Raw genomic sequence first — 24,003 nt, 5'->3', positions numbered from 1 at the left:
TTGGCCAACGCAATCGACCCCAGCGCTTCGATGGCGGCGTTGTTCGGCGCGCGGGTGCGCAGACTCCGTACGGCGGCGGGACTGACCCAGGCCCAACTCGGCGACCGGACACACGTGGTGAGCACGCGGATCACCCAGATCGAGCGGGCGTCCGGAGCGAAGCCGACGCTGGAACTGGCGCGTGCGCTGGACGCCGTCCTGGGTGCGGACGACCTGCTGGTGGAGCTGTGGCCGTACGTGTACCGGGAGGCGTTCCCGGACTGGTCGCGCAAGTTCATGGCGTACTCGCAACGGGCGGTGGTCATCCGGGAGTACGCGGCACATGTGGTGCCGGGGCTGTTGCAGACGGAGGAGTATGCGCGGGCCGTCCTCAGCCTGGACGTCCTCCTGGACGGCGAAGTGCAGTTGGAGGAGCGCGTCACAGCCCGTATGGGACGACAGGAACGGCTGCGCTCGCCCGACCGGCCGGAACTGTGGGTAATCCTGGACGAGGCGGTGCTGAGGCGTCCGATCGGCGGCCACCCCGTGATGCGCGAGCAGTTGGCACGATTGCTCGACGCCGCGACGAAGCGGCGTATCACCTTGCAGGTGCTGCCGTTCGACCAAGGCGGGCACGAGGCGATGGGCGGCTCGCTGACGATTCTGACCCTGCCGGACGGCTCGGAAGTGGCCTACACGGAAGGCGCGGACTACGGCCAACTCATCGAGGAACCAGCCGACGTCAGCCGCTACGCGGTGATTTACGCTCGGCTGGGGGCGACAGCCCTGCCCCCGCTCATGTCGCTCGACATGATCCGGTCCGCGATGGAGGGCAACTACCGTGGCGCGAATCTCCCGTCCCGATCTGACCGGCGCCGCCTGGCGCAAGAGCAGCTACAGCAATCAAGCGGGCGGCAACTGCGTGGAGGTGGCCGACGGGTTCTCGGCCGTCGTCCCGGTCCGTGACAGCAAAGTCCCGCACGGCCCGGCACTCTGCTTCGAATCCGCCTCCTGGACCGCCTTCATAGGCGAGTTGAAGGCTGGGCACCACCGCCCCTGAGGCGGCCGGGCCCCGGCCACCGCCCGCGTTCCGGGCTCACCGGGCCCTTGTCCACGAGGGTCCGGCGGGCCACTGACCTCTCCAAAGAACCGGGAGAAAGAACGACAGGTTCAAGGACGGATTAGGGAAGCGGCAACCGCGGTACGGGAAGCCTTCGACACTCCCTACGGCCTCGTGTCCAAGCGGATCGCGACGGACGGCGTGGACATCTTCGTCGAGCACGGTTTCGGAGATCTCCGCAGAGCCCGGGACGGTCAGGCCCCCATCCACGAAGTCGTCTCCGATTACCTCCGATATCTGAACTGGGAGCCCGACGACGACTTCCCTTCCAGCCTGCGGCTCAGGCAGTACCCGGAGTCCGTCTCCGTGGTGATCGATCCGAGGTTCGGGCACGGAAGGCCCGTCGTGGCCGCCAACCGCGTCGCGGTCAACGCCATCACCGACCTGTGGGAGGCCGGGGAGAGCGTCGAGGACATCGCGTACGACTTCGACATGACGCCCGAGCAGGTCGACGAGCTGTGCCGGGCAGTGGTGCGCCTTGCCGCCTGAGTTCTTCCTGGACCGCAATCTCGGACGTCGAGTACGGGCGGATCAAGGCAAAGGACCTGGAGATCCGGCCGGTTCTGGAACGCGAGGCCGAGCTGTCGCGAAGGGCGGCCCGGCGGCCTAGGCGGTGCGGAGCGACAGCATTGAGCGTACGTGGCCCTGATCATCACAGACGTCACGCCCCATGGCGTGCGTCCCGTCCGTCACGCGATACTGCGGCCGTCCGCAGCACCCCACGGCGACGGAAGGGCCCCATCCCCTTGTCTCTCATACGTGTTCGCGCAGGCGTACTCGGTCTGGCGCTGCTGACTCTGTCGGCGGGGCTCACGGCCGGTCCCGCCACCGCCTCGGCCGCCTCCACCACCGGAACCGTCACCGTCGAGGAGCAGCGGCTCGACAAGGCCGTGCCCCAGGAGATCCTGCGGCGCTCCGGATTCGACACCGTGGCGCCGGAGTTCGGCCGGGCGCTCGCGTCCGCGCGGTCGTACGCGGCGGCCGAGCGGGTCGTCGAGCGAGACGGGTCGCGGCTGTGGCGGCGGGCCGTGGACCGGGCGCAGGGGCGGGGTCCTGCGGGCGGCGACCTGAGCCGGGACGACGACCGGCCGCTGTACTGGGCGCGGCTCGGGATGACCCGCGAGGTACGGCAGTGGGAGCCGCGCTTCGCGCTCCCGGAGGCCCGGCGGGCGGCGCTGCTGAACACGCTGGAGGAGTACTCGCGCGGGCAGCACGCCATCCGGTATCCGCACGACCGAAGCGTGAAGCGGACCCTGGTCACCGGGTTCGATCCGTTCACGCTCGACCGGGATGTGCGGATCTCCAATCCCTCGGGGGCCAGCGCCCTCGCCCTGGACGGGACGACGATCCAGACGGCGGACGGGCCGGCCCGCGTCGAGACGGTCGTCTTCCCGGTGCGCTGGGACGACTTCGCCGAGGGCACGGTGGAGCGGACGCTCAGGCCGCAGCTCGGGCGGGTGGATCTGTTCACCACCGTCAGTCAGGGGCGGACGGGCCGGTTCGACGTGGAGCGGACCAACGGGGCCTGGCGGGGCGGCTACCCCGACAACCGCAACGTCTCGCGCACGGAGACCGTCCCGGTCACCGACCCGGCCTCGCAGCCCCAGTGGACCACCACCACCCTGCCGTACGCCGCCATCGTGGCCGCCGGCACCGGCCGCTTCCCGGTGTACGACCACACGTCGGTGACCGAGATCCCGGCGGGCGGCACGGAGGCGGTGGTACGCGCCGACGGGCCCACGCCGGGTTCGACGGCCCGTGCCGGGGGCGGCGGCGACTATCTCTCCAACGAGATCGCCTACCGGGCGACGCTGCTGCGCGACCGGCTCGGGCTGCACGACAGCCTGCCCGGCGGGCATCTGCACACGCCGGTCCTGGAGTTCGGCGCGGGCAACACCGACCCGGCGACCGGGACCGTCACCGATCCGGGCTTCGTACAGAACCGGCTCGACATCATCGACCAGGTGCGGTCGGTGCTGCGGGTGGCGGCGGAAGCGACGGGAACCGACTAGGAGCGGTACGGGGTGCCGTCGGCGCTCGGGGCGGTGGCGACGGTGTCCCCGCCGGCCGCCCCGTCCTCGTCGTCCGGATCCCCCGTCTCCTCGCCCAGCAGGTCGCGGGCCATCAGCGTGGCGCCCGCGACCGCGCCCGGCATCAGGAAGACCGCGACGAACGGGACCAGGAAGGCGAGGCCGAGCGGGGTGCCGAAGCCCCAGACCAGCCTCTTGCGGGAGCGGAGCAGGGCGAGGCGGGCGCGCAGTTCGACGCCCCGGCGCTGGAGGGCCACCCCGGCCAGTTCCTCGGTGAGGAAGAAGCCGGTGACGAAGAAACCGATCACCGGCACGACCGTCTGGCCGACGAACGGCAGGAAGCCGCAGACGAAGAGCAGGATCCCCCAGACCGCGGCCCGGACGAGGATGCGGAGGCTGTCGCGGGCCGAGACCCACAGCTCCCGCCACAGCGGCAGCCCGGACTCGGGTGCGGTGCCGTCCGGGGAGACGTCCCGGTCGACCTTCTCGGAGAGCGAGTCGTAGAACGGCTGGCCGATGAGCAGGGTGACCGCCGTGAAGGTGAGCACGGCGAGGAGCAGGGCGAGCGCGAACAGCACGGCCGTCAGGAAGCCGCGGAAGAGGCCGAGCCAGGGGCTGGACCAGTCGTCCGCGAACGGGGTCGCCCAGGCCGTGACGGACTCGCCGTACGCGGCGAGCGCCACCAGGGCCGCCGCGTACAGCACCAGGGTGATCAGCCCGGGGAGGAGCCCGAATCCGTACTGCTTCCCGTGCCTGGCCACCCAGCGCTGTCCCTGCACCAAGTAGTTGAAACCCGCCCCGAGATCACTCATAGGCAGCACCCTACCGGGGGCCGCCCGCCTCGCCGTGCCGCTAACCGGCGGCGACCGTCACCACCATGCCGGGCTCCGCCGCGGGCGACACCGCCGCGGAGATCCGGACGGCCGCGGCGCGGGCCACCCGGCCCGTGCGGGAGGCCGTCGCCAGCAGCAGCGGCTGGAGGTTCTCCAGCCCGGAGACGACCAGTTCCTCACCCGCGATCAGCAGCGGGCGGACGGCCGTACTGGTGGCGGCGGCCGCCTCGGTGAGGTCGGCCAGCGGCGGGAGCGCCGCGCGGACGACGCCCGCCCCGGCCGCGGCGGCCCGCTCCGCGAGCGCCACTTGCAGGGGCAGCAGCGGGGCCAGCGCCGCCGTCAGCGCGTCGGCGACGCGCCGCAGTTCGGGCGACGACTCGCGCAGCACCTCCGCGGCGGCCCGCAGCACCGGGATCAGGACGAGCAGCGCCCCGGCCGCCAGACCGGCGGCGGCGGGCAGCAGCGGCGAGGTCGCCTCCACCAGCTCGTCCAGGACGACGGTGACCTCCTGCACCGCCGGTTCGACCGCGTCGAGGACCGGCAGCAGGCTGTCGCCGAGCGCGGCGAGGAGCGCCTGCGCGGGCTCGCTCACCGGGTGCACGGCCAGCGGGGCGCCGCTGGTGCCGAGCCGGGTCAGGGTGTCGACGATCCGGTAGAACGCCTCCTGCGCCTGCGGCGAGGCGCTCGCCTCGGCCAGTTCCGCCGTCGTCTCGCGCAGTACCCGCAGCACGTCGGCGCCCGAACCGTCGCGCGGGTCGAAGGTGTTGAGGGCGATTCTGGTGATGTTCCCCGCCGTGTCGAGGAGCTGCCCGGTGATCTCGGTGGTGTTGCGCGCCATGCGTATCACGTCGTCCCGGCTGGGAAGCGACGGAATCGGGGACATGAGGCCCTCCTCGCCACGGAGACACGGAGACACGAAGGCATGCGCCGTGCAGGCCGTTCCGGCGGGCCGCCCCCGGAAACGAGGGGCGGCCCACCGGTGCCGGCCTCCAGCATGCCCCCTCCGGCCGCCAGGGACGCGGCATCCGGGCCATACGTGACAGCAACGCCCACGAGTGGCGCGCGAGTTGTACGTGTCCCGGGCCGCGCCCTCCTCCGGCGGTCTACAGCTTGACGATCATCTTGCCGGTGTTGTCGCCGCGCAGGACGCCGAGGAACGCCTCCAGGTTGTTCTCGATGCCCTCGACGACGGTCTCGCGGTACTTGAGCTCGCCCGAGCGGACCCAGGGGCCGACCTCCTCGACGAACTGCTTCTGGAGGTCGTAGTGGTCGCCGACCAGGAAGCCCTGGATGCGGCCGCGGGTCTGGATGAGCCGGGCGAGGTTCTTCGGGCCGGGCGCGGGCTCGGTGTTGTTGTAGACCGAGATCATGCCGCAGACCGCGATCCGGCCGTCCCGGTTGAGCGAGCCGATGGCGGCCTCCAGGTGGTCGCCGCCCACGTTGTCGAAGTAGACGTCGACGCCGTCCGGGGCGGCCTTGCGCAGCTGGTCGCTCACGGCGCCGTTCTTGTAGTTGAACGCGGCGTCGAAGCCGTACTCGTCGGTGAGCAGCTTCACCTTCTCGTCCGAGCCGGCCGAGCCGATCACCCGGGAGGCGCCCTTGAGCTTCGCGAGCTGGCCGACCTGGCTGCCGACCGCGCCCGCCGCGCCGGAGACGAACACCGCGTCGCCCTCCTTGAAGGCGGCGGTGCGCAGCAGGCCCGCGTACGCGGTGAGGCCGGTCATGCCGAGGACGCCGAGGTACGTCGAGAGCGGGGCGGCGTCCGGGTCGACCTTGACGGCCTGCTTGGCGTCGATCGTGGCGTACTCGCGCCAGCCGCCGAAGTGCAGCACGTGGTCGCCGACGGCGATGCCGTCGGCCTCGGAGGCGACGACCTCGCCGACCGCGCCGCCCTGCATGGCCTTGCCCAGCTCGAAGGGGGCCACGTAGGACTTCGCGGCGCTCATCCGGCCGCGCATGTACGGGTCGACGGAGAGGTACTCGTTGCGCACCAGGACCTGGCCGGGGCCCGGCTGCCGGATCTCCGCCTCGGCCAGCTCGAAGTCCTCGGGCTTCGGCCAGCCGACCGGACGGCTGAGCAGCCGCCACTCACGGCTGACGGCGGGGAGCTGGGGGGTGTCGCTCATGCGGGTGCACCTTTCGGGCGCTCGGATTTTTCCACTGATGGCTCAGTGTTAGTTCAGTACCTGAAACAACGATGCTGCTGAACATTTCACCATGTCAAGTAAGCGGGTACCCTGATCCCATGGCGGCACCCAAGAACCACCCCGATGCCCTGACGCTCGAGGTAGTCGGCCTCATCGGCAGCGTCGTGGCCCGGTACCACGAGGAGTACGAGGAGGCCGCCGCCGAGCACGCGCTCACCGGTGCGCAGGCGCGGCTGCTCAGCCTGCTCGCCCTGGAGCCGCTGCCCATGCGGCGGCTGGCCCGGAAGCTGAAGTGCGAGCCGTCGAACGTCACGGGGATCGTGGACCGGCTGGAGGCGCGGGGGCTGGTCGAGCGGCGCCCCGACCCCGACGACCGCCGGGTGAAGCTCGCGGCGCCCACGGACGAGGGGCTGCGGATCGTGCGGGATCTGCGGGATTCGCTGGACTTCGCGCGCGAACCGCTTTCCGCGCTCTCGCGCGCGGAGAGGGAGGCCCTGCGGGATCTGTTGGTGAGGATGCTGGCGGCGTGAACGCTTCGACGCCGTGAGGTGAGTGCCGCGGGCTGCCGGATGGCGGCTGCTGCGCCGTCGTGGCTGGTCGCGCCCACGCGGCGGAGCCGCATATCGATACAGCCCCGCGCCCCTACGGGGCCGCGGCCCCTTGGGCCGCCGCCTACCTCACGTGCACCACCACAAGAAGCGGTCGCAGTCCTCTGTTGGGGTCGGGGTCGGGTCCGGGTCCGGGGACGAGGGCTCCTCCGTGGGGGCCGAGGGGCTGTCCGGGGGTGTGGTGGTGCCGGGGGCCGTGGTCTGGTCGTCGCCGGTGGCGGAGTCCGACGACGACGGTTCGCCGCCCTCGTCCCCGCCCTCGTCCGGGTCGCCGTCCCCGTCCTCGTCCGCGCCCTTCCCGTCGTCCTTGCCCTTGCCCTTGTCCTTGCCCGATCTGGAGGACGAGGGGGACGCGGAGGGGTCCGCCGAGTCACCGGCGGCGGCGTCCTCGGCGGTCGCTCCGCCGGACCCCGCCGAGCCGCCGGCGGAGGCTGATTCGCTCTCGGCCGACTCCTGTCCCGAGGACGCGCTGTCCGGCGCGGATCCCGGTGCGTCGATGCCGAGTTCGGCCAGGCTCAGACCGCCGGCCGCGAGGAGCAGCCCGGCCCCGACGAGCAGCGCCCGGCGCCGTCTGCGCCGGTGCGCGGCGGCCTTGCGGTCCCGCCGCCCGGCCCGCCCCGCGGACTCGTCAGGCGCGTCCTCCGGCGCCTCGTCGTCGCCCGGTTCCTGACCCGGCGCCTCGCCCGGAGTCCCACCCGGAGTCCCGCCCCCGTCGGGTGCTTCGGCCCGGGTCAGCACCTCGGTCTCGTCCGGCGCTTCGGCCCGGGTCAGTACCTCGGTCTCGTCCGGCACTTCGCTCTCGACCGGTGCCCCGGTCTCGCTCGCGCCGCGGTCCCGCGCCCGGCCCCGGCTGCGGCCACGGCCGCGGCCCTGCTTGCGGGCGGCGGCGCGGCCCGGCCGCCCGGGAGCGGGGGCCGCGGGCGACGGGTCGGCGCCGTCCGGTTCCCGGTGCGCGCCGAGGTCGTCGGCGGGCGGCGGGAATCCGACCGGTGTGCCGCAGCCCGGGCAGGCGAGAGCGCCGTTCAGGTGCCTCTGGCACGGGTGGCAGTAGTCCATGACGCCGGAAGACTAAGTTCCTCACAGCCAACCTTCATAGTCGTGGCTGTGAAAGTTGTGTGGGGAAGGGCCCGCTGACGCATACGGCGGCCGGTTTCGCGGCATCGCGTGCGCGACGAGCGCGGCATACCACCGAAATCCGTCGCGGACGGTTGTGTTCGACCCATTGACACCCACGGGGCCGCGTCCTTACTGTCACGCCAGCATTTCGAACGTGTGACGAAATCTCGAACAGAACCAGACGACACAAGGGGCAACTGCCGTGCGCATCACGGGAATCAGCACGCACGTGGTCGGGACGCCGTGGCGCAATCTGACCTACGTCCAGGTGCACACCGACGAAGGAATCACGGGAGTCGGCGAGACCCGGATGCTGGGCCACACCGACGCGCTGCTCGGCTATCTGCGGGAGGCTCAGGCCAACCACATTCTCGGCTCCGACCCGTTCGCTGTCGAGGACCTCGTCAAGCGGATGAAGTACGGCGACTACGGGCGCGCGGGCGAGATCGTGATGTCCGGCATCGCGGTGATCGAGATGGCCTGCTGGGACATCAAGGGCAAGGCGCTGGGCGTGCCGGTCTGGCAGCTGCTCGGCGGCAAGGTCACCGACAAGGTCAAGGCGTACGCCAACGGCTGGTACACCACCGAGCGCACCCCGGAGGCGTACCACAAGGCCGCGCAGGGCGTGATGGAGCGCGGTTACAAGGCGCTGAAGATCGACCCGTTCGGGACCGGGCACTTCGAGCTGGACCACGAGCAGAGCCTGTACGCGGTGTCGCTGATCGAGGCCGTACGGGACGCCATCGGCCCCGAGGCCGAGCTGATGCTGGAGATGCACGGGCGCTTCTCCCCCGCCACCGCCGTCCGGCTCGCCCGCGAGCTGGCGCCCTTCAAGCCGGCCTGGCTGGAGGAGCCGGTGCCGCCGGAGAACCTGAAGGCGCTGGAGAAGGTGGCCGCCAAGGTCGACATGCCGGTGGCCACCGGTGAGCGCATCCACGACCGGATCGAGTTCCGCGAGCTGTTCGAGAGCCAGGCCGTGGACATCATCCAGCCGGACGTCGGCCACATCGGCGGTATCTGGGAGACCAGGAAGCTGGCCGCCACCGCCGAGACCCACTACATGCTCGTCGCCCCGCACAACGTGGGCGGCCCGGTGCTGACCGCCGCCTCGCTCCAGGTCGGCTTCACCTCCCCGAACTTCAAGATCCTTGAGCACTTCAACGACTTCGCGGACGCGGAGATCAAGAAGGTGGTCAAGGGCGCGCCGCAGGTGAACCCCGAGGACGGGTGCTTCCACCTGTCCGACGCCCCGGGTCTCGGGGTCGAGCTGGACACCGACGCCGCCGCCGAGTTCCCGCAGCAGCAGGCCCGGTTCGACCTGTGGGCGGACGGCTGGGAGCAGCGCAAGCCCAAGGGCACCCAGTGAGCACCCCCGACGCCACCGCCACCGCCGTCGTCGTCGAGGCGCCCGGCGAGCACCGGCTCACCGCGCACGAGCCCACCGCGCCGGCCGCCGGTGAGGCGCTGGTACGGGTGCACGCCGTCGGCATCTGCGGCAGCGACCGCGAGGTCTACCAGGGCAACCGGCCCGAAGGGTACGTGCGTTACCCGCTCACGCCCGGCCACGAGTGGTCCGGGACCGTCGAGGCGGTCGGGGCGGGCGTGCCCGGCTCGCTGGTCGGCCGGAAGGTGGTCGGCGAGGGGTTCCGCAACTGCCAGGTGTGCGACCGCTGCCACGCGGGCGAGACCACCCTGTGCACGGCCGGCTACGAGGAGACGGGCTTCACCCAGCCCGGTGCCATGGCCGGCACGCTGACGCTGCCCGCCCGGCTCCTTCACGTGCTGCCCGACGACGCCGATCTGACGGCCGCCGCCCTGCTTGAGCCCGCCGCCTGCATCGCGGCGGCGGCCCTGAAGGCGAACGCCCGGCCCGGCGAGCGGGTGGCCGTGGTGGGCACCGGCACCCTCGGCATGTTCGCCGTGCAGTTCCTGCGGGCCGGCTCCCCGGCGGAGCTGCTGGTGGTGGGCACCCGTCCGGACCGCGCGGCGCTGTCGAAAGAGTTCGGCGCCACCGACTTCCGCACCCGGGACCAGGAACTGCCCGACGACTTCGACGTGGTGATCGAGACCGCCGGGTCCGCGTCCGCCGCGCGCACCGCCGCCTCCCTGCTGCGGCGCGGCGGACGCCTGGTCCTCACGGGCATCCCGGCGCCGGGCGCCGAGGGCCTGGACCCGACCGATCTCGTCGTACGGCAGCTCGAGGTGCACACCGTGTTCGGGGCGCCGCCGGCGGCCTGGGCGCACACGGTGCGGGTCTTCGGTGCCGGGCTGCTCGACCCGTCGCCGCTGGTCAGCCACGAGCTGCCGCTTGCGGAGTTCCCGGCGGCCATCGAGCTGGTGGGGTCGGGCGATCCATCGGTCGGCAAGGTGCTGCTGCGCCCCTGAGCCGTACGCCGGTGCGCAGTCCCTGACGCTGCGCACCGGCGTACACCCACCGCAACGAACTGTGTCCGAAATACCGAACATGTCGAACACGAAGGACAGCTTGTGACCGACGCCCTCACGCCAGCCCGTCGACCCGGTGAGCAGGCGCTCGCCGCGCTCGGCCTGGGCGCGCCCGCCCCCTCCCCCGCCGACGCCTCGCCGCACACCTTCCCCGGGGGTGGCCGCTGGCGCACCGAGGTCCCGTCCGTCGAGGGGCCCGAAGCCCTGGGCGTGGTCCTCAAGGAGTCCTCCCGCCTCGACGTGCCGATCCACCGGATCAGCCAGGGCAGCGGCGTCTGGATGCTGACCGACGCCGAGATCACCGAGATGGTCGAGGCGACCGGCGAGCGCGACATCGAGCTGTGCCTGTTCACCGGTCCGCGCGGCACCTGGGACACCGGCGCCTCCGTGCGCAGCGACTCGCGCGGCGCCGGGCTGCGCGCCCGGGGCCACGACGCCGTCGCGGGCTGTGTCGAGGACGCCGTGCGCGCCACCGAGCTGGGTGTCAAGTGCCTGCTGGTCGCCGACGAGGGCGTGCTGTGGACGCTGCACCGGGCCCGCGTCGCGGGGATCATCCCGGCCGACACCACCCTGAAGGTCTCGGCGCTGATCGGTCCGGTCAACCCGGCCTCGTACTCCGTGTACGAGCGGCTGGGCGCCGACTCCGTCAACGTGCCCAGCGACCTGACGCTGAATCACCTCACCGAGATCCGGCGGGTGTCGGCCGCCCCCATGGACATGTACATCGAGGCGCCCGACGATCTGGGCGGCTATGTGCGGATGTACGAGGTCGCCGAGCTGATCCGGCGCGGTGCCCCGCTGTATCTGAAGTTCGGCCTCTCGAAGGCCCCCGGAATCTACCCCTACGGACACCATCTGCGAGAGCTGACCCTGGCCACGGCCAAGGAGCGGGTGCGGCGCGGACGGCTGGCCCTGGACCTGCTCGCGCGGCACGGCGCGGACGGTGAAATGGCCCCGCTCGGCAGCCGGTTGCCCGGCGAGCTGAGCAGGTTCGAAACCTCGTCATAACGTTCCGGCAAACGCTCTATCAGAACAAGACACGATCGCGCACAATCCCACACACCTGCTCTCGCCCTGCCACATCAAGGATGATGAACATGCGTAACCGCAGAGCCGCTCTCGCCGCCATCGCCTCCACCGCAACTCTCGCACTGACCCTGACCGCCTGCGGCCAGAACAGCGAAGGCGGCAGCGAGGAGGACAAGGGAGACGCCAAGGGAGGCACGATCGGCATCTCGATGCCGACCAAGTCCTCCGAGCGCTGGATCGCCGACGGGGCCAACGTGGTCAAGGACCTCGAGGCCAAGGGCTACAAGACGAAGCTGGTCTACGGCGAGGACGAGCCCGACCAGCAGGTCTCGCAGATCGAGAACCTGATCACGCAGGGCGTCAAGGCGCTGATCATCGCGGCGATCGACAACAAGTCGCTCAACAACGTGCTCCAGCAGGCCAAGGAAGCCGACATCCCGGTCATCTCCTACGACCGCCTGATCCTCGGCACGGAGGACGTGGACTACTACGCGTCCTTCGACAACGAGAAGGTCGGCAAGCTCCAGGGCCAGTACATCGTCGACAAGCTCGGCCTTGAGGACGGCAAGGGCCCGTTCAACATCGAGCTGTTCGCCGGCTCCAACGACGACAACAACACCCGGTACTTCTTCAACGGCGCGATGAGCGTGCTCAAGCCGTACATCGACGACAAGAAGCTGGTCGTCCAGTCCGGGCAGACCGACCTCAACAAGGTCACCACGCTGCGCTGGGACGGCGCGACGGCCCAGCGCCGGATGGACGACATCCTCACCAAGTCGTACAAGTCCGCGAAGGTCGACGCGGTCCTCTCCCCGTACGACGGCATCTCCATCGGCATCCTGTCCGCGCTGAAGTCGGACAACTACGGCACCAAGAGCAAGCCGCTGCCGGTCATCACCGGCCAGGACGCCGAGGTCGCCTCGGTGAAGTCCATCAAGGGCGGCCAGCAGACGATGACCGTCTACAAGGACCTCCGCAAGCTCGCCCAGGTCGCCACCGACATGGTCGACGCGGTGCTCAACGACAAGAAGCCCGAGGTCAACGACACCAAGTCCTACGACAACGGCTCCAAGGTCGTGCCCGCCTACCTGCTGGAGCCGGTGAGCGTCGACAAGAGCAACTACGAGAAGGTGCTGATCGACGGCGGCTACTACACCGCTGACGACCTCAAGTAACCCCCGGCACCTACTGATTGGAAGGCACGACCATGGCGGGACCCGTCCTGGAAATGCGCTCGATCGTCAAGACCTTTCCCGGTGTCAAAGCGCTCTCGGACGTCAACCTGACCGTCCGTCAGGGCGAGGTCCACGCCATCTGCGGGGAGAACGGCGCCGGCAAGTCGACCCTGATGAAGGTGCTGTCGGGCGTCCACCCGCACGGCACCTACGAGGGCGACATCCTCTTCGAGGGTGAGCACTGCCGGTTCAAGGACATCAGGGCCAGCGAACAGCACGGCATCGTGATCATCCACCAGGAGCTGGCACTGGTGCCGTTCCTCTCGCTGGCGGAGAACATCTTCCTCGGCAACGAGCACGCCAGCCGCGGCTTCATCAACTGGCACGACACGCTCAAGCACGCCAGTGAGCTGCTGCGCCGGGTCGGTCTCAGCGACCACCCGGAGACCCGCGTCAGCGACATCGGCGTGGGCAAGCAGCAGCTCGTGGAGATCGCCAAGGCGCTCTCGAAGAAGGTGAAGCTGCTCATCCTGGACGAGCCGACGGCGGCGCTGAACGACGAGGACAGCGGCAAGCTGCTCGACCTGATCCTGGAGCTCAAGGAACAGGGCATCACCTCGATCATCATCTCCCACAAGCTCAACGAGATCCGCCGGGTCGCCGACTCGGTGACGATCATCCGCGACGGCCAGACCATCGAGACCCTCGATGTGAAGGCGGCGGAGACCACCGAGGACCGGATCATCTCCGGCATGGTCGGCCGCGACCTCGACCACCGCTTCCCCGAGCGCACCCCCTTCGAGGGCGAGACGGGCGCGGCGCCGGCCCTGGAGATCCGCAACTGGACCGTGCACCACCCGATCGACCAGGAGCGCAAGGTCGTCGACGACGTGTCGGTCAGCGTCAGGCGCGGGGAGATCGTCGGCATCGCGGGCCTGATGGGCGCGGGCCGCACCGAGCTGGCGATGAGCGTCTTCGGGCGCACCTACGGCCGGCACGCGGGCGGCACGGTCCTCAAGGACGGCAAGGAGATCTCCACCCGGCACGTCTCCGACGCGGTCGGGCAGGGCATCGCCTACGTCACCGAGGACCGCAAGCACTACGGCCTCAACCTCATCGACACCATCAACCGCAACATCTCGCTCAGCGCCCTGGGCAAGGTGGCCAAGCGCGGGATCGTCGACGAGCACGACGAGCGGCAGGTCGCCGAGGGCTTCCGCACGTCCATGAACATCAAGGCGCCGACCGTCTTCGAGCCGGTGGGCAAGCTCTCCGGCGGCAACCAGCAGAAGGTCGTCCTCAGCAAGTGGATCTTCGCGGGTCCCGAGGTGCTGATCCTGGACGAGCCCACCCGCGGCATCGACGTGGGCGCCAAGTACGAGATCTACACGGTCATCGACAAGCTGGCCGCCGAGGGCAAGGCGGTCATCTTCATCTCCTCCGAGCTGCCCGAACTGCTCGGCATGTGCGACCGCATCTACACCATGGCCGCCGGGCGGCTCACGGGTGAGGTGGCGCGGGCCGACGCCACCCAAGAAGTGCTGATGCGCCAGATGACGAAGGACAAAGAGGTAACGCGATGAGCACGGATGTGACCGCCAAGAGCCCGGCCCCGGCGCCGGCCGGGAAGAGCGGCGGCTCGGGCGGCGGGGGTCTGCTCCAGCTCATGCTGGACGGACTGCGCCGCAACATGCGCCAGTACGGCATGCTGATCGCGCTCGGCCTGATCGTCGTCCTCTTCGAGGTGTGGACCGACGGGGACCTGCTGCTGCCGCGCAACGTCTCCAACCTGGTGCTCCAGAACAGCTACGTGCTGATCCTCGCGATCGGCATGATGCTGGTGATCATCGCGGGCCACATCGATCTGTCGGTCGGCTCGGTGACGGCGTTCGTGGGCGCCTTCGCGGCGGTGCTCACCGTGCAGCACAGCGTGCCGTGGCCGCTCGCCCTGATCCTCTGCCTGCTGATAGGCGCGGTCGCGGGCGCGGCACAGGGCTTCCTCATCGCTTATCTCGGCATACCGTCCTTCATCGTCACCCTGGCCGGCATGCTGCTCTTCCGCGGTCTGACGGAGATCCTCCTGGAGGGCCAGACCCTCGGCCCGTTCCCTGACGGACTGCAGAAGATCGGCAACGGCTTCCTGCCGGAGGTCGGTCCGAACACCAACTACCACAACATCACACTGCTGCTCGGCCTCGTCCTGGGCGTCTTCGTCGTCCTCCAGGAGATCCGGGACAGGAAGCGCCAGCAGGAGTTCTCGCTCGACGTGCTGCCGCGCAACATCTTCCTGCTGAAGCTGGTCGCCATCGTCGCCGCGGTGCTGGTCGTCACGCTGCTCCTTGCCAGCTACAAGGGCGCCCCGATCATCCTGCTGATCCTGGGCGTGCTGGTGGTCGGCTACGGCTACGTCATGCGCAACGCGATCTTCGGCCGGCACATCTACGCGATCGGCGGCAACCTGCCGGCCGCGAAGCTGTCCGGCGTCAAGGACAAGCGCGTCACCTTCCTGGTCTTCCTGAACATGGGCACGCTCGCGGCCCTGGCGGGTCTGGCGATCGCCGCCCGCCTGAACGCGGCCTCGCCGAAGGCCGGTCTCAACTACGAGCTGGAGGCCATCGCCTCGTCGTTCATCGGCGGCGCGTCCATGAGCGGCGGCGTCGGTACCGTCCTCGGCGCGATCATCGGTGGTCTCGTCCTCGGCGTGCTGAACAACGGCATGAACCTCCTCAGCGTCGGCAGCGACTGGCAGCAGGTCATCAAGGGACTCGCCCTGCTGCTCGCGGTCGGCTTCGACGTGTGGAACAAACGCAAGGTCGGTTCGTAGTCAGCCCGGGCCCCGCCGATCGGCGGGGCCCCTTCCTTTTCAGGAGCTGCGCACATGGAAACGAGCAGACGTACCGTCATCGCCGCCGCCGCGGCCGCGGGGGTCGCCGCCGCCACGGCGGGCACCGCGCACGCGAGCGGCGCGGGAGGCAGGAAACCGGTGAAGGAACTCTTCGGCACGCTCGCCGACGGGACGAAGGTGCACCGCTGGTCGCTGGAGAACGGCGGCACCCGGCTGAAGGTGCTGTCCTACGGCGGCGTCGTCCAGTCCCTGGAGATCCCCGACCGGCGGGGCCGCTACCGCAACGTCTCCCTCGGCTTCGCGAACATCGAGGACTACGTGGCCTCCAGCCCGTACTTCGGGGCGCTCATCGGCCGCTACGGCAACCGGATAGCCAAGGGGAGGTTCACCCTCGACGGCACCGCGTACCAGCTCTCCGTCAACGACGGCGAGAACAGCCTGCACGGCGGCGCGAAGGGCTTCGACAAGCGCGTGTGGGACGTGGAGGGCTTCACCTCCGGCTCCGACGTCGGGCTCGTCCTGCACTACGTCAGCGGCGACGGCGAGATGGGCTACCCCGGCACCCTGCGCGCCACCGTCACCTACACCCTCACCCGGGACGGCGACTGGCGCATCGACTACGCGGCCACCACCGACAAGGCCACCGTCGTCAACCTCACCAGCCACGTGTACTGGAACCTGGCGGGCGAGGGCAGCGGCTCGATCTACGACCACGAGCTGTCCATCGCCGCCGCCCGCTACACCCCCGTCGACTCGGGTCTGATCCCCACCGGGGAGCTGGCGAAGGTGGCGGGCACCCCCTTCGACTTCCGCCGTACGAAGGCGGTCGGCGAGGACATCCGCGAGGCGGACCAGCAGCTCCTGTACGGCCAGGGCATCGACCACAACTGGGTCCTCGACAAGGGGATCACGGCCCGCCCCGAGCACATCGCCACGCTCCGGGACCCGTCCTCCGGGCGCACCCTGAAGATCGCGACGACCGAGCCGGGGCTCCAGTTCTACTCGGGCAACTTCCTGGACGGCACGCTGGTCGGCTCCGGCGACCACATCTACCGCCAGGGCGACGCGCTGTGCCTGGAGACCCAGCACTTCCCGGACTCGCCGAACCAGCCGTCGTTCCCGTCCACCGTGCTGCGGCCCGGCGAGACGTACCGGACGACGACGGTGCATTCGTTCAGCGCGTAACGTCCGGACCGGTCCCGGGGTTCCCCGGGAGCCCGAACTCTCACTGGATTCACACGAGTTGAACAGTCCTTCCCCAGCATCCGTATGAAGGGGTGGCCCGCGCTCCCCCGCGCGGGCCACCCAGAGACGGAGGGCCGCCCTTCCCCGGCGGACCCCGCCCCATACGGAGGTTCCATGGCCGACGCGGTCACCTCGCTGTTCCGGAGCACGGCGGCGCACAGTCCCTCGATGGCCGCCCTGACGCGCGAGAGCGACGGTGCCGGCCCGATCGACTTCTGCATCCCGTGCAACCCGTACTTCCCGACCCCGGCCATGTTCGACGACCTGGCGGGCCGGCTGCGCGAGATCATCACGTTCTACCCGAGCAGCGCCGACACGATCACGGCCGAGCTGTGCAACCTCCTCCAGCTGCCGCCGCAGTGCGTGGCGATGGGCAACGGCTCCACGGAGCTGATCACCTGGATCGACCATCTGCTGGTCCGTGAATCCCTCGCCATCCCCGTCCCCACCTTCGGCCGCTGGACCGACCAGCCGATGGAGACCGGCAAGCGGGTCGACATGTTCCCGCTCCAGGAGTCCAGCGGCTTCGCCCTCGACCTCGCCCAGTACGCCGAGTTCATCCGCGCCCGCGGCACCCGCGTCGCCGTCATCTGCAACCCCAACAACCCCGACGGCGGCTTCCTGCCCCGGCACTCGGTCGTGCAGTTCATGGACGCGCTCGCCGACCTGGACCTGGTGGTGGTCGACGAGTCGTTCCTCGAATTCGCCGACGCCGAGTCCGAGCCGAGCGTGGTGGAGGACGCGGTGATGCGGCCGAACGTCATCGTGCTGCGCAGCCTCGGCAAGAACTTCGGCCTGCACGGCATCCGCTTCGGCTACCTGGTGGCGAACCCGGCCCTGGCCGGCAAGGTCCGCTCGATGCTCCCGAAATGGAACCTCAACTCCTTCGCCGAGACCGTGGTGTTCATGCTCAAGGAGCACGGCGCGGAGTACATGGAGAGCCTGCACATGGTCCGCCGGGACCGCCTCGACATGGCCCGCCAGCTCGCGGCCCTGCCCGGCCTCACCGTCTACCCCTCGCAGGGCAACTTCCTCTTCGTGCGCCTCCCCGTGGGCGCCGAGGGCACCGTGGTCCGGGACCGGCTCCTCACCGAGCACCGGATCCTGGTCCGCGAGTGCGGCAACAAGATCGGTTCGTCCAGCCGCTTCCTGCGGCTCGTGGTGCGCCCCCAGACGGACGTGCGTCGCCTGGTGTCCGGCCTGGAACAGGTGCTCTACGGGACCAGGAGGGGAACCGCCGTATCCGAGCTGGGCACCGGGACCAGCTACAGCTCGGGTACGGCGGCCGTCGACCGGCTGGTCAGCGCCACCAACGGCGCGGGCATGCAGAACCTCGCGGCCCAGGCCAACGCCTGGCCCCAGCCGGCCGCCGCCCAGCAGCAGTCCGCCCCGCTCCCCCCGCCGGCGGCGGCCCCCCTGCCCGTCGCCCCGCCCCCGGCGCCCGCCCCGATCCCGGCGCAGATTCAGGCGCAGATCCCTGCGCAGATCCCCGCCCAGCTCCCGCCCCCCGCCGTGATTCCGGCCCCCGCCGCTGCCGCCCCCGGCATGGCCCCGGCACCCGCCGCGGGCCTGACGGCCGTCGCCCAGACGGGCATGCCCGGCATGGCCGCGGCGGCCCAGGGCGGCCGCGGCAACGGCCTCGGCGCGGCCGGCGGCCTCACCGCCGCCCAGGTCCGCGGCCAGACCCAGCCGTCCCCGGGCGCCACGGCGTGGCCCGCGGCGGGCGGCTCGTACGGGCAGCAGGTCGGGTAGCCCCGTACGGCCGGAACGGGGCCGGGTAGGGTACCGATCACCCGACTCGGCTTCCTGGAAGGCCCCTTGACGTGAGCGCACCGCCGGAGCCGAAGGCCGCGCCGGAATACACCGCGAAGACCCTCGTCATCGGCCTGGTGATCATCCTGCTCGCGGGCTGCGCGGTCGTCGCGTACTTCAACAAGGGGCTCTACCTGCTGCCGGACAAGGTGTGCGACGGGGCCGTGTCGCGTGATGTGGTGATCCGGATCCTGCCGCGTACCCGCACGGCGGGGTACGAGGCCGAGCAGCACAACGAGGGGGAGGACTTCCACTTCGGGTGCCGCGTCGACACCAGCGCGGGTCCGCTCATCTCCGCCATGGGGGACATCGCGGACGTCTCCCTGAAGACCTGGCACACCCCCGACGACGACAGCGTCCAGGTAGCCGCGGACGGCGTCGAAGCCTTCGCCGAACTCGACAGCGATACCTCCAACACGTACGTGCCGTGCGTCCCTCGCGGGGCCGAGGCCGGCGACGCGCGCGAGTCGTACGCGCTCACCGTCGAGGTCGGTGTCATCGGCAAGGGCAGGGGCTCCCCGGCCGCGCTCCGGCAGGCCGTGACCGACTTCGCCTACCAGTTCACCGTGCACGCCTATGACCTCGCCGGGTGCCAGGGCACCCGGAAGTTCCCGGACGAACTGCCCCGCTACGAGGCGGCGGGCTGAGGGCCGCCCCGTAGCGGGAGTGCGGTCACACCGGGTTCAGCTTCCACTGCTGGCAGGTGTTGTTCAGCCACGACCACTGGCGTACGTCGGCCGAGTCCGCCGTCGAGCAGTCGGCCACGTCGGCGACCTTGCCGGTGGCCTGGTTGACGACGCGTACGTAGCCGCTGTCGGTGGTGAGGAAGCGGAAGCGCTGGCAGGTGTTGTTCAGCCAGGACCACTGGCGCAGGTCGGCGCCGTCGGCGCTGGAGCAGTCCGCGGTGTCGAGGACCTTGCCTGAGGCGACGTTGACCAGGCGGCTGGTGTCGTCGCCCTGGTCCTCGATGCGCCACTTCTGGTTGTTGCCGCCGTTGCAGGTGTACTGCTGCACGTTGGCCCCGTCGGCCGTCGAACTGCCCGCCACGTCGAGGCACTTGCCGCTGTTGCGGTTGGTGAGGGTGTACGTGGTGGAGGCGGTGGACGGTTCACCGGACGGGCCGGTCTGGGAGGCGCCGAGGGCCACCGGGGTGCCGAGGTTCGGCGTGCCGTCCGAGTTCCAGGTGAACTTCTGCGCCCGCGTCGTCCGGCCGTTGTCGCAGCCGTCGGACGAGGAGTCGTTGGCGTGGTAGACGATCCAGCTCTCCGTGCCGTCGGGTGAGGTGAAGAAGCCGTTGTGGCCGGGGCCGTACACGCCCGCCGAGTCGTTGCGCTGGAAGACGGCGGTCGACTTCTTCGTCCAGGAGGAGGCGGAGAGCGGGTCGGAGCCGGTGAGGGTGAGCTGGCCGAGCTTGTAGTCGGGGGTCCAGCAGCCGCTCGCCGAGTAGATGAGGAAGGTTTTCCCGCCTCGCTGGAGGATCTCGGGGCCCTCGTTGACCGAGCCTCCGGAGGTCTCCCAGGAGTACGTGGGGGTGGAGATCGTGGAGAAGCCCGTGGCCAGGGTGTACGGGTTGGACATCCGGGCCGCGACCAGGTTCTGGGTGCCGCCGCTCGCGCTGCCGAAGAGATAGAGCTGCCCGTTGATCGAGGCCACCGACGGGTCCAGCATCCAGGAGGAGTTGAGCTGGGCCTTGTAGGTGTAGGGGCCCTGCGGGTCGGTGCCCGCGCTCTCCAGGACGTGGGTGCGCTGGGTGGGGTTGTAGTCCGAGATGTTCTGGCCCGCGACGTAGTACAGGTACCAGTGCCCGCCGGAGTAGTAGAGCTCCGGTGCCCAGATGTTGCAGCAGCGGGAGGCGGCGTCGCCCTGCCAGACCTGGACGCTCGGCGCGGTCGCGAGGCCCGCGAGGGTCGCCGACTTGCGCATGGTGATGACATCGGTCCAGCTCGTCGTCACCAGGTAGTAGTTGCCGTTGTAGTAGGAGATCCAGGGGTCGGCGCCCTTGACCGCCTTGACGGGGTTGGTGAACGAGGCCGCGCTCGCCAAGGACTGGCCCAGCGACAGCGCGAGCAGCAGCGCGGCCAGCAGGGTCAGTAGGCGACGGGCCATCCGGTGCTCCAGTTCAGGAGGTTGATGCCGAGCTTGGGCGTGCCGTTGTCGTTGCCGTCGTAGTAGTGGTAGACGATCAGGTCGCCGTCCACGTCGTTCATGATCGACTGGCCGCCGGGGCCGATGATGCTGCCGTGCGACTCCAGGACGGCCGTCCCGCCGTTGTTGGTCATCGCGACGCCGCTCTTGTCGTAGTACGGGCCGGTGATGCTGGTGGCGCGGCCGACCTTCACCTTGTACGTGGAGCTGGTGCCGGCGCAGCAGGTGTCGTACGAGGCGAAGAGGTAGTAGTAGCCGTTCCGCTTCACGATGTACGGGGCCTCGACCGCCTTGGTGCCGGTGGGCCGGGAGGCGATCGAGTACCGGGTGGTGTTGGAGGAGAGCTGCTTGCCGGACGACGGATCGATCTGGATCATCTTCAGACCGGTCCACCAACTGCCGAAGGACAGCCACCACTTGCCGTCGTCGTCGACGAAGAGGTTGGGGTCGATGGCGTTGTAGTCGCTGGAGGTGGTGGAGGTGTAGACCGTGCCGTAGTCGGACCAGGAGCCGGGCAGTCCGGTGGACGAGCCCGCGAGCCCGATGGCGGACTTGTTGGAGCCGAAGGTGGAGACGGCGTAGTACATCAGGTACTTGCCGCCGTGGTACGAGATGTCCGGCGCCCACGCCTCGGTGGTGCCGTAGTTCGACCACCAGCTCGGCCGCGAGGTGAACGCGTCGCTGCCCGCGGAGAACGCGGTGCGGTTGGTGGAGGTCCGGTACGACAGGCCGCCGCCGGTGGCGTAGAGCAGATAGCGGCCGGAGGAGTCGCGGATCATCGTCGGGTCGTGCACGACGACGGAGCCCGTGACCGTGCCGGGGTTGGGGTACGCCGACGCGGTGGACGGCACGAGGGCGAGCAGGACGGCGGCGGGGACCGTGAGGAGCGCGGTCGCCCGGCGGCGGCTCCGGGGCGTGCGGGTGGTACGGGTCGTGCGGGAGGTGCGGCTCACGCGGGGCCTCCTTGCGAGTGGGGGGAGTCGGACGCTCGGCAGGCGCGACACCGGCCCGTGCGGCATCGAGCGGTCCGGCGCCGAAGGGGTCGGCGTCGGTACACCCGGATGCGTTCGGCATACCGAACGGCGGTCAGTACTTCGGACGGGAACGTAGAATCGAACACCGTGCGCGTCAACAGTCCGCGCAGCAACAGCGCCAACTCCCGGGAAACGGCGCGTGTCCGCGGTGACACACCGGTGAATTCCGGGCGGGGAACAGGGGCGTCCGCGGTTGACCGCCTCGTGTCCGGGCGACGCCGCCGGACTGCGCTCAGGGGACGCTGCACCTGCACGGCTCCACCGCGTTCGCGCCGGTGCTGCGGGGGGCCGCCAAGCAGTACACGGACACCTGCACGGGCGCCAGGATTCCCGTCGACGACAACCCCTTCAAGGGCAGCGTCGCCGGGCTGAACGCCCTCGTCGCGGCGGGCGAGCAGCCCGGGAAGGGGACCCCGGGGGGGGGGGGGGGACGAAGGCGGGCGACGACGGGCTGGGGGACGAGCTGACGTTCAGCGACGGCCCCACGCCGGACGGCCGCCCGCAGCTGCTGCCCAGGCCCATCGCCCTGTCCCTGTTCACCCTGGTCGCCAGCGAGGACGCCGGCGTCAGGACGCTGTCGCTGAAGCAGGTCCGCGACCTCTGCGCCGGGCGGATCACCAACTGGAAGGAGGTGGGCGGCGCGGACCTCCCCGTCCACCTCGTCAGCCGCAACCCCGGCTCCGGCACCCGCTCCACACTGGAGCAGCGGGTCCTCGCCGGCGCGGACCTGCCGAAGGTCACCGTCGACGACTGCGTGGGCCTGGACCCGGACCGGCCGGGCCGCTGCGAGGTCGGCGACACGGACACCCTGCTGAGCACCGTGGCCCGGACGCCCGGCGCCCTCGGCCACAGCGAGGTGCGCCGCCACCGCCCACGACGACCTGGTGCGGGTGCGCATCGACGGGGCCGAGGCCACGACCGAGGGCGTCGAGGACGGCGCGTACCCGTACTGGCAGACCGAGTACGCCTGCACCTACGGGAAGCCGCCGGCGGACTCGATCGAGTGACCGCGGCCGGCCGCGGGCCGCGTCAGTGGTCGTTCTCCAGGTGCAGCTTGAGCAGGTCCACGCCGTAGTCGTTGCCGTTGGGCGTGCGGATGATGGTGTGGATGTGCTGCTGGGTGGGGGTACCGCCCATGCCGCCCATGCCGCCGCCTCCGGGGCCGCCGCTGGGAGCACCGCTGGGCGCGCCGCCCGTGCCGCCGCTGGGCGCGCCGGACGGCATACCGCCCGCGTTGCCGCCGCTGCCGGTCTTGGTGCCGTACGCGAGCGGCGACTGCGCGTCGTACTCGATCAGTACGACGGGGCTGTGCACGCGGTAGTAGAAGGCGGAGGAGTCCTTCGTCGCGCCGAGCCAGTAGAAGTAGGTGTCGTCGAGGTGTTCCTCCACCTCCGCCAGCCGCACCTTCGCGTGCCCCGCGTCCATGTAGCCGACGTACACGCCGACCAGGTCGAGGAGGGCCTGCTTCTGCGCGGCGGTCAGTGAGTCGCAGCGCAGGCCCGCGTAGGCGAGCTTCAGGTTGTCCTGGCCCGCCCCGGCCAGCATGTCGGTGCCGCTCTTCTCCTTGCTGGAGTCGATGGCCTTCTTCTGCTGGGCCGTGGTCAGGGACCGCAGCATCACCAGACCGGCCTTGGTCTCCGGCTTGAAGAGCGTGATCTTCTCGCCCTTGTAGGTGGCGGAGGTCGGCTCGGAGCCCATGAAGGTGGGCGTCATGACGACCTGGTCGCCGAGGACGAAGTAGTTGATGACGACGTGGTGGCCCTCGTACTGGAAGCCCCAGGGCTTGGTGGTCGACGGGGTGCCCATGAAGGTGAAGAAGTAGGCGCCCTCGGTCAGGGTGTCCTTGTTGCCGCCGTTGTAGTCACCCAGGAACGCGTTGAGCTTCATGATGTTGCGGGTCTGGGTGAGCCCGTCGGCGGAGAGGGCGGCGCCCAGCAGCGCGTAGCCGAGGTTGCGCTGCTCGGCGGTCAGGTCGCCCATCCGGGCGCCCTCGCGCTGGTAGCCGTCGACGTTGCTCCAGGCCAGCCATTCGTCGTCGTCCACGTCGAAGACGGAGGCCTTGCGCTCCTTGGCGGTCAGCCCGTCCAGGAACGCCTGGGCGGCCTGCACCACCTTGTCCGTCGACACGTCGGTGGAGTGGATCGAGTACAGGTCGTCGACGATCGTGCCGTCGGTGGTGACGCCCTTGAAGTCGGCGTACTTGACCTCGGTCGCGCCGGGCCCCATGCCGTTGCCGCCGCCGGGCATGCCGCTCGGGGCGCCGGACGGGGCCGCGGAGGAGGACGAGGCGGCGGTGCCGGAGGAGCCCGCCGAACAGCCGGTCATCGTCGCCACGGCGGCGGCTCCGCCGAGCAGCAGCGACTTGTTCATGAACCAGCGGCGGGAGCGCTCGGTCTGGAGGGTGCGTGGTCGGTGTCCGTGCATACGGACCAAAATCCAT

The 24,003-nt window shown here is 70.4% G+C and carries 21 protein-coding genes and 1 pseudogene; 15 read left to right on the top strand and 7 right to left on the bottom strand.

Annotation, left to right across the window (positions count from 1 at the left end):
- Positions 1–30: 30 nt before the first annotated feature.
- The 4 genes from ACFV6E_RS21870 to ACFV6E_RS21855 all read left to right on the top strand — a co-directional run bounded on the left by ACFV6E_RS21870 (position 31) and on the right by ACFV6E_RS21855 (position 3,111).
- On the top strand, positions 31–945 hold the full coding sequence (locus ACFV6E_RS21870) for a Scr1 family TA system antitoxin-like transcriptional regulator (protein ID WP_385163972.1): 915 nt from the start codon (positions 31–33) through the stop codon (positions 943–945).
- Complete coding sequence (locus tag ACFV6E_RS21865; protein ID WP_385463778.1) at positions 902–1,039, top strand: DUF397 domain-containing protein; 138 nt, start codon at positions 902–904, stop codon at positions 1,037–1,039. The genes ACFV6E_RS21870 and ACFV6E_RS21865 overlap by 44 nt, the downstream gene beginning before the upstream one ends.
- 174 nt (positions 1,040–1,213) lie before the next feature.
- Complete coding sequence (locus tag ACFV6E_RS21860; protein WP_385463775.1) at positions 1,214–1,588, top strand: DUF433 domain-containing protein; 375 nt, start codon at positions 1,214–1,216, stop codon at positions 1,586–1,588.
- Between the two features lie 257 nt (positions 1,589–1,845).
- Entirely contained in the window at positions 1,846–3,111 is a 1,266-nt protein-coding gene (locus ACFV6E_RS21855) for a pyroglutamyl peptidase (RefSeq protein WP_385463772.1), read from the top strand.
- On the opposite strand, the gene ACFV6E_RS21850 is transcribed toward ACFV6E_RS21855, so the two are convergent.
- The 3 genes from ACFV6E_RS21850 to ACFV6E_RS21840 form a co-directional block, all read right to left on the bottom strand.
- The gene (locus tag ACFV6E_RS21850; RefSeq protein ID WP_385163944.1) at positions 3,108–3,941 is read right to left on the bottom strand and encodes an EI24 domain-containing protein; all 834 of its coding nucleotides are present in this window, start codon (positions 3,939–3,941) and stop codon (positions 3,108–3,110) included. The two genes, ACFV6E_RS21855 and ACFV6E_RS21850, sit on opposite strands and share 4 nt — an antisense overlap.
- A gap of 40 nt (positions 3,942–3,981) precedes the next feature.
- Complete coding sequence (locus tag ACFV6E_RS21845) at positions 3,982–4,845, bottom strand: hypothetical protein (RefSeq protein ID WP_385163947.1); 864 nt, start codon at positions 4,843–4,845, stop codon at positions 3,982–3,984.
- Positions 4,846–5,065: 220 nt separating this feature from the next.
- On the bottom strand, positions 5,066–6,088 hold the full coding sequence (locus ACFV6E_RS21840) for an NADP-dependent oxidoreductase (protein WP_385163950.1): 1,023 nt from the start codon (positions 6,086–6,088) through the stop codon (positions 5,066–5,068).
- 119 nt (positions 6,089–6,207) lie between these two features.
- Between ACFV6E_RS21840 and ACFV6E_RS21835 the strand changes: the two genes are divergently transcribed.
- On the top strand, positions 6,208–6,639 hold the full coding sequence (locus tag ACFV6E_RS21835; protein ID WP_385463770.1) for a MarR family winged helix-turn-helix transcriptional regulator: 432 nt from the start codon (positions 6,208–6,210) through the stop codon (positions 6,637–6,639).
- Positions 6,640–6,786: 147 nt separating this feature from the next.
- Here the strand turns inward: ACFV6E_RS21835 and ACFV6E_RS21830 are convergent, their stop codons facing one another.
- On the bottom strand, positions 6,787–7,773 hold the full coding sequence (locus tag ACFV6E_RS21830) for a hypothetical protein (protein ID WP_385463767.1): 987 nt from the start codon (positions 7,771–7,773) through the stop codon (positions 6,787–6,789).
- 262 nt (positions 7,774–8,035) lie between these two features.
- Between ACFV6E_RS21830 and ACFV6E_RS21825 the strand changes: the two genes are divergently transcribed.
- The 9 genes from ACFV6E_RS21825 to ACFV6E_RS21785 all read left to right on the top strand — a co-directional run bounded on the left by ACFV6E_RS21825 (position 8,036) and on the right by ACFV6E_RS21785 (position 19,031).
- Complete coding sequence (locus ACFV6E_RS21825) at positions 8,036–9,199, top strand: mandelate racemase/muconate lactonizing enzyme family protein (RefSeq protein WP_385463764.1); 1,164 nt, start codon at positions 8,036–8,038, stop codon at positions 9,197–9,199.
- Positions 9,196–10,218: a zinc-binding dehydrogenase gene (locus tag ACFV6E_RS21820; protein ID WP_385463761.1), complete on the top strand. Its 1,023-nt coding sequence runs from the start codon at positions 9,196–9,198 to the stop codon at positions 10,216–10,218. The genes ACFV6E_RS21825 and ACFV6E_RS21820 overlap by 4 nt, the downstream gene beginning before the upstream one ends.
- A 102-nt stretch (positions 10,219–10,320) precedes the next feature.
- On the top strand, positions 10,321–11,286 hold the full coding sequence (locus tag ACFV6E_RS21815; RefSeq protein ID WP_385463758.1) for a hypothetical protein: 966 nt from the start codon (positions 10,321–10,323) through the stop codon (positions 11,284–11,286).
- Positions 11,287–11,375: 89 nt separating this feature from the next.
- Positions 11,376–12,482: a multiple monosaccharide ABC transporter substrate-binding protein gene (gene chvE / locus ACFV6E_RS21810; protein WP_385160765.1), complete on the top strand. Its 1,107-nt coding sequence runs from the start codon at positions 11,376–11,378 to the stop codon at positions 12,480–12,482.
- Between the two features lie 32 nt (positions 12,483–12,514).
- Positions 12,515–14,065, top strand: coding sequence for a multiple monosaccharide ABC transporter ATP-binding protein (gene mmsA / locus ACFV6E_RS21805; protein ID WP_385160767.1), 1,551 nt, complete (start codon positions 12,515–12,517; stop codon positions 14,063–14,065).
- Complete coding sequence (mmsB, locus tag ACFV6E_RS21800) at positions 14,062–15,306, top strand: multiple monosaccharide ABC transporter permease (protein WP_385160769.1); 1,245 nt, start codon at positions 14,062–14,064, stop codon at positions 15,304–15,306. The genes mmsA and mmsB overlap by 4 nt, the downstream gene beginning before the upstream one ends.
- A gap of 54 nt (positions 15,307–15,360) precedes the next feature.
- Positions 15,361–16,512, top strand: a complete 1,152-nt coding sequence (locus ACFV6E_RS21795) for an aldose epimerase family protein (RefSeq protein WP_385463755.1) — start codon at positions 15,361–15,363, stop codon at positions 16,510–16,512.
- Between the two features lie 174 nt (positions 16,513–16,686).
- The gene (locus tag ACFV6E_RS21790; protein ID WP_385160772.1) at positions 16,687–18,324 is read left to right on the top strand and encodes a pyridoxal phosphate-dependent aminotransferase; all 1,638 of its coding nucleotides are present in this window, start codon (positions 16,687–16,689) and stop codon (positions 18,322–18,324) included.
- A 71-nt stretch (positions 18,325–18,395) separates the two neighbouring features.
- The gene (locus tag ACFV6E_RS21785; RefSeq protein ID WP_385463752.1) at positions 18,396–19,031 is read left to right on the top strand and encodes a hypothetical protein; all 636 of its coding nucleotides are present in this window, start codon (positions 18,396–18,398) and stop codon (positions 19,029–19,031) included.
- Positions 19,032–19,056: 25 nt separating this feature from the next.
- On the opposite strand, the gene ACFV6E_RS21780 is transcribed toward ACFV6E_RS21785, so the two are convergent.
- Both ACFV6E_RS21780 and ACFV6E_RS21775 read right to left on the bottom strand, forming a co-directional pair.
- Positions 19,057–20,490: a family 43 glycosylhydrolase gene (locus ACFV6E_RS21780; protein WP_385463749.1), complete on the bottom strand. Its 1,434-nt coding sequence runs from the start codon at positions 20,488–20,490 to the stop codon at positions 19,057–19,059.
- Positions 20,472–21,482 (bottom strand): arabinan endo-1,5-alpha-L-arabinosidase, encoded by a 1,011-nt coding sequence (locus ACFV6E_RS21775; RefSeq protein WP_385463746.1) that lies wholly within the window; start codon positions 21,480–21,482, stop codon positions 20,472–20,474. The genes ACFV6E_RS21780 and ACFV6E_RS21775 overlap by 19 nt, the downstream gene beginning before the upstream one ends.
- A 274-nt stretch (positions 21,483–21,756) precedes the next feature.
- On the opposite strand from ACFV6E_RS21775, the pseudogene ACFV6E_RS21770 reads away from it, so the two are divergent.
- Positions 21,757–22,368 (top strand): annotated as a pseudogene (locus ACFV6E_RS21770) (substrate-binding domain-containing protein); the annotation flags it as partial.
- 224 nt (positions 22,369–22,592) lie between these two features.
- Here ACFV6E_RS21770 and ACFV6E_RS21765 read toward each other — a convergent pair.
- A complete protein-coding gene (locus ACFV6E_RS21765; protein ID WP_385463743.1) occupies positions 22,593–23,987 on the bottom strand; it encodes a DUF3500 domain-containing protein in 1,395 nt (464 codons plus the stop codon).
- Between the last annotated feature and the right edge of the window lie 16 nt (positions 23,988–24,003).

The organism is Streptomyces sp. NPDC059785 (genome assembly GCF_042732375.1).
Lineage (GTDB): Bacteria > Actinomycetota > Actinomycetes > Streptomycetales > Streptomycetaceae > Streptomyces.
Note: the sequence above shows the minus strand (reverse complement) of the source record. Positions and strands in the feature narration are given on the sequence as shown.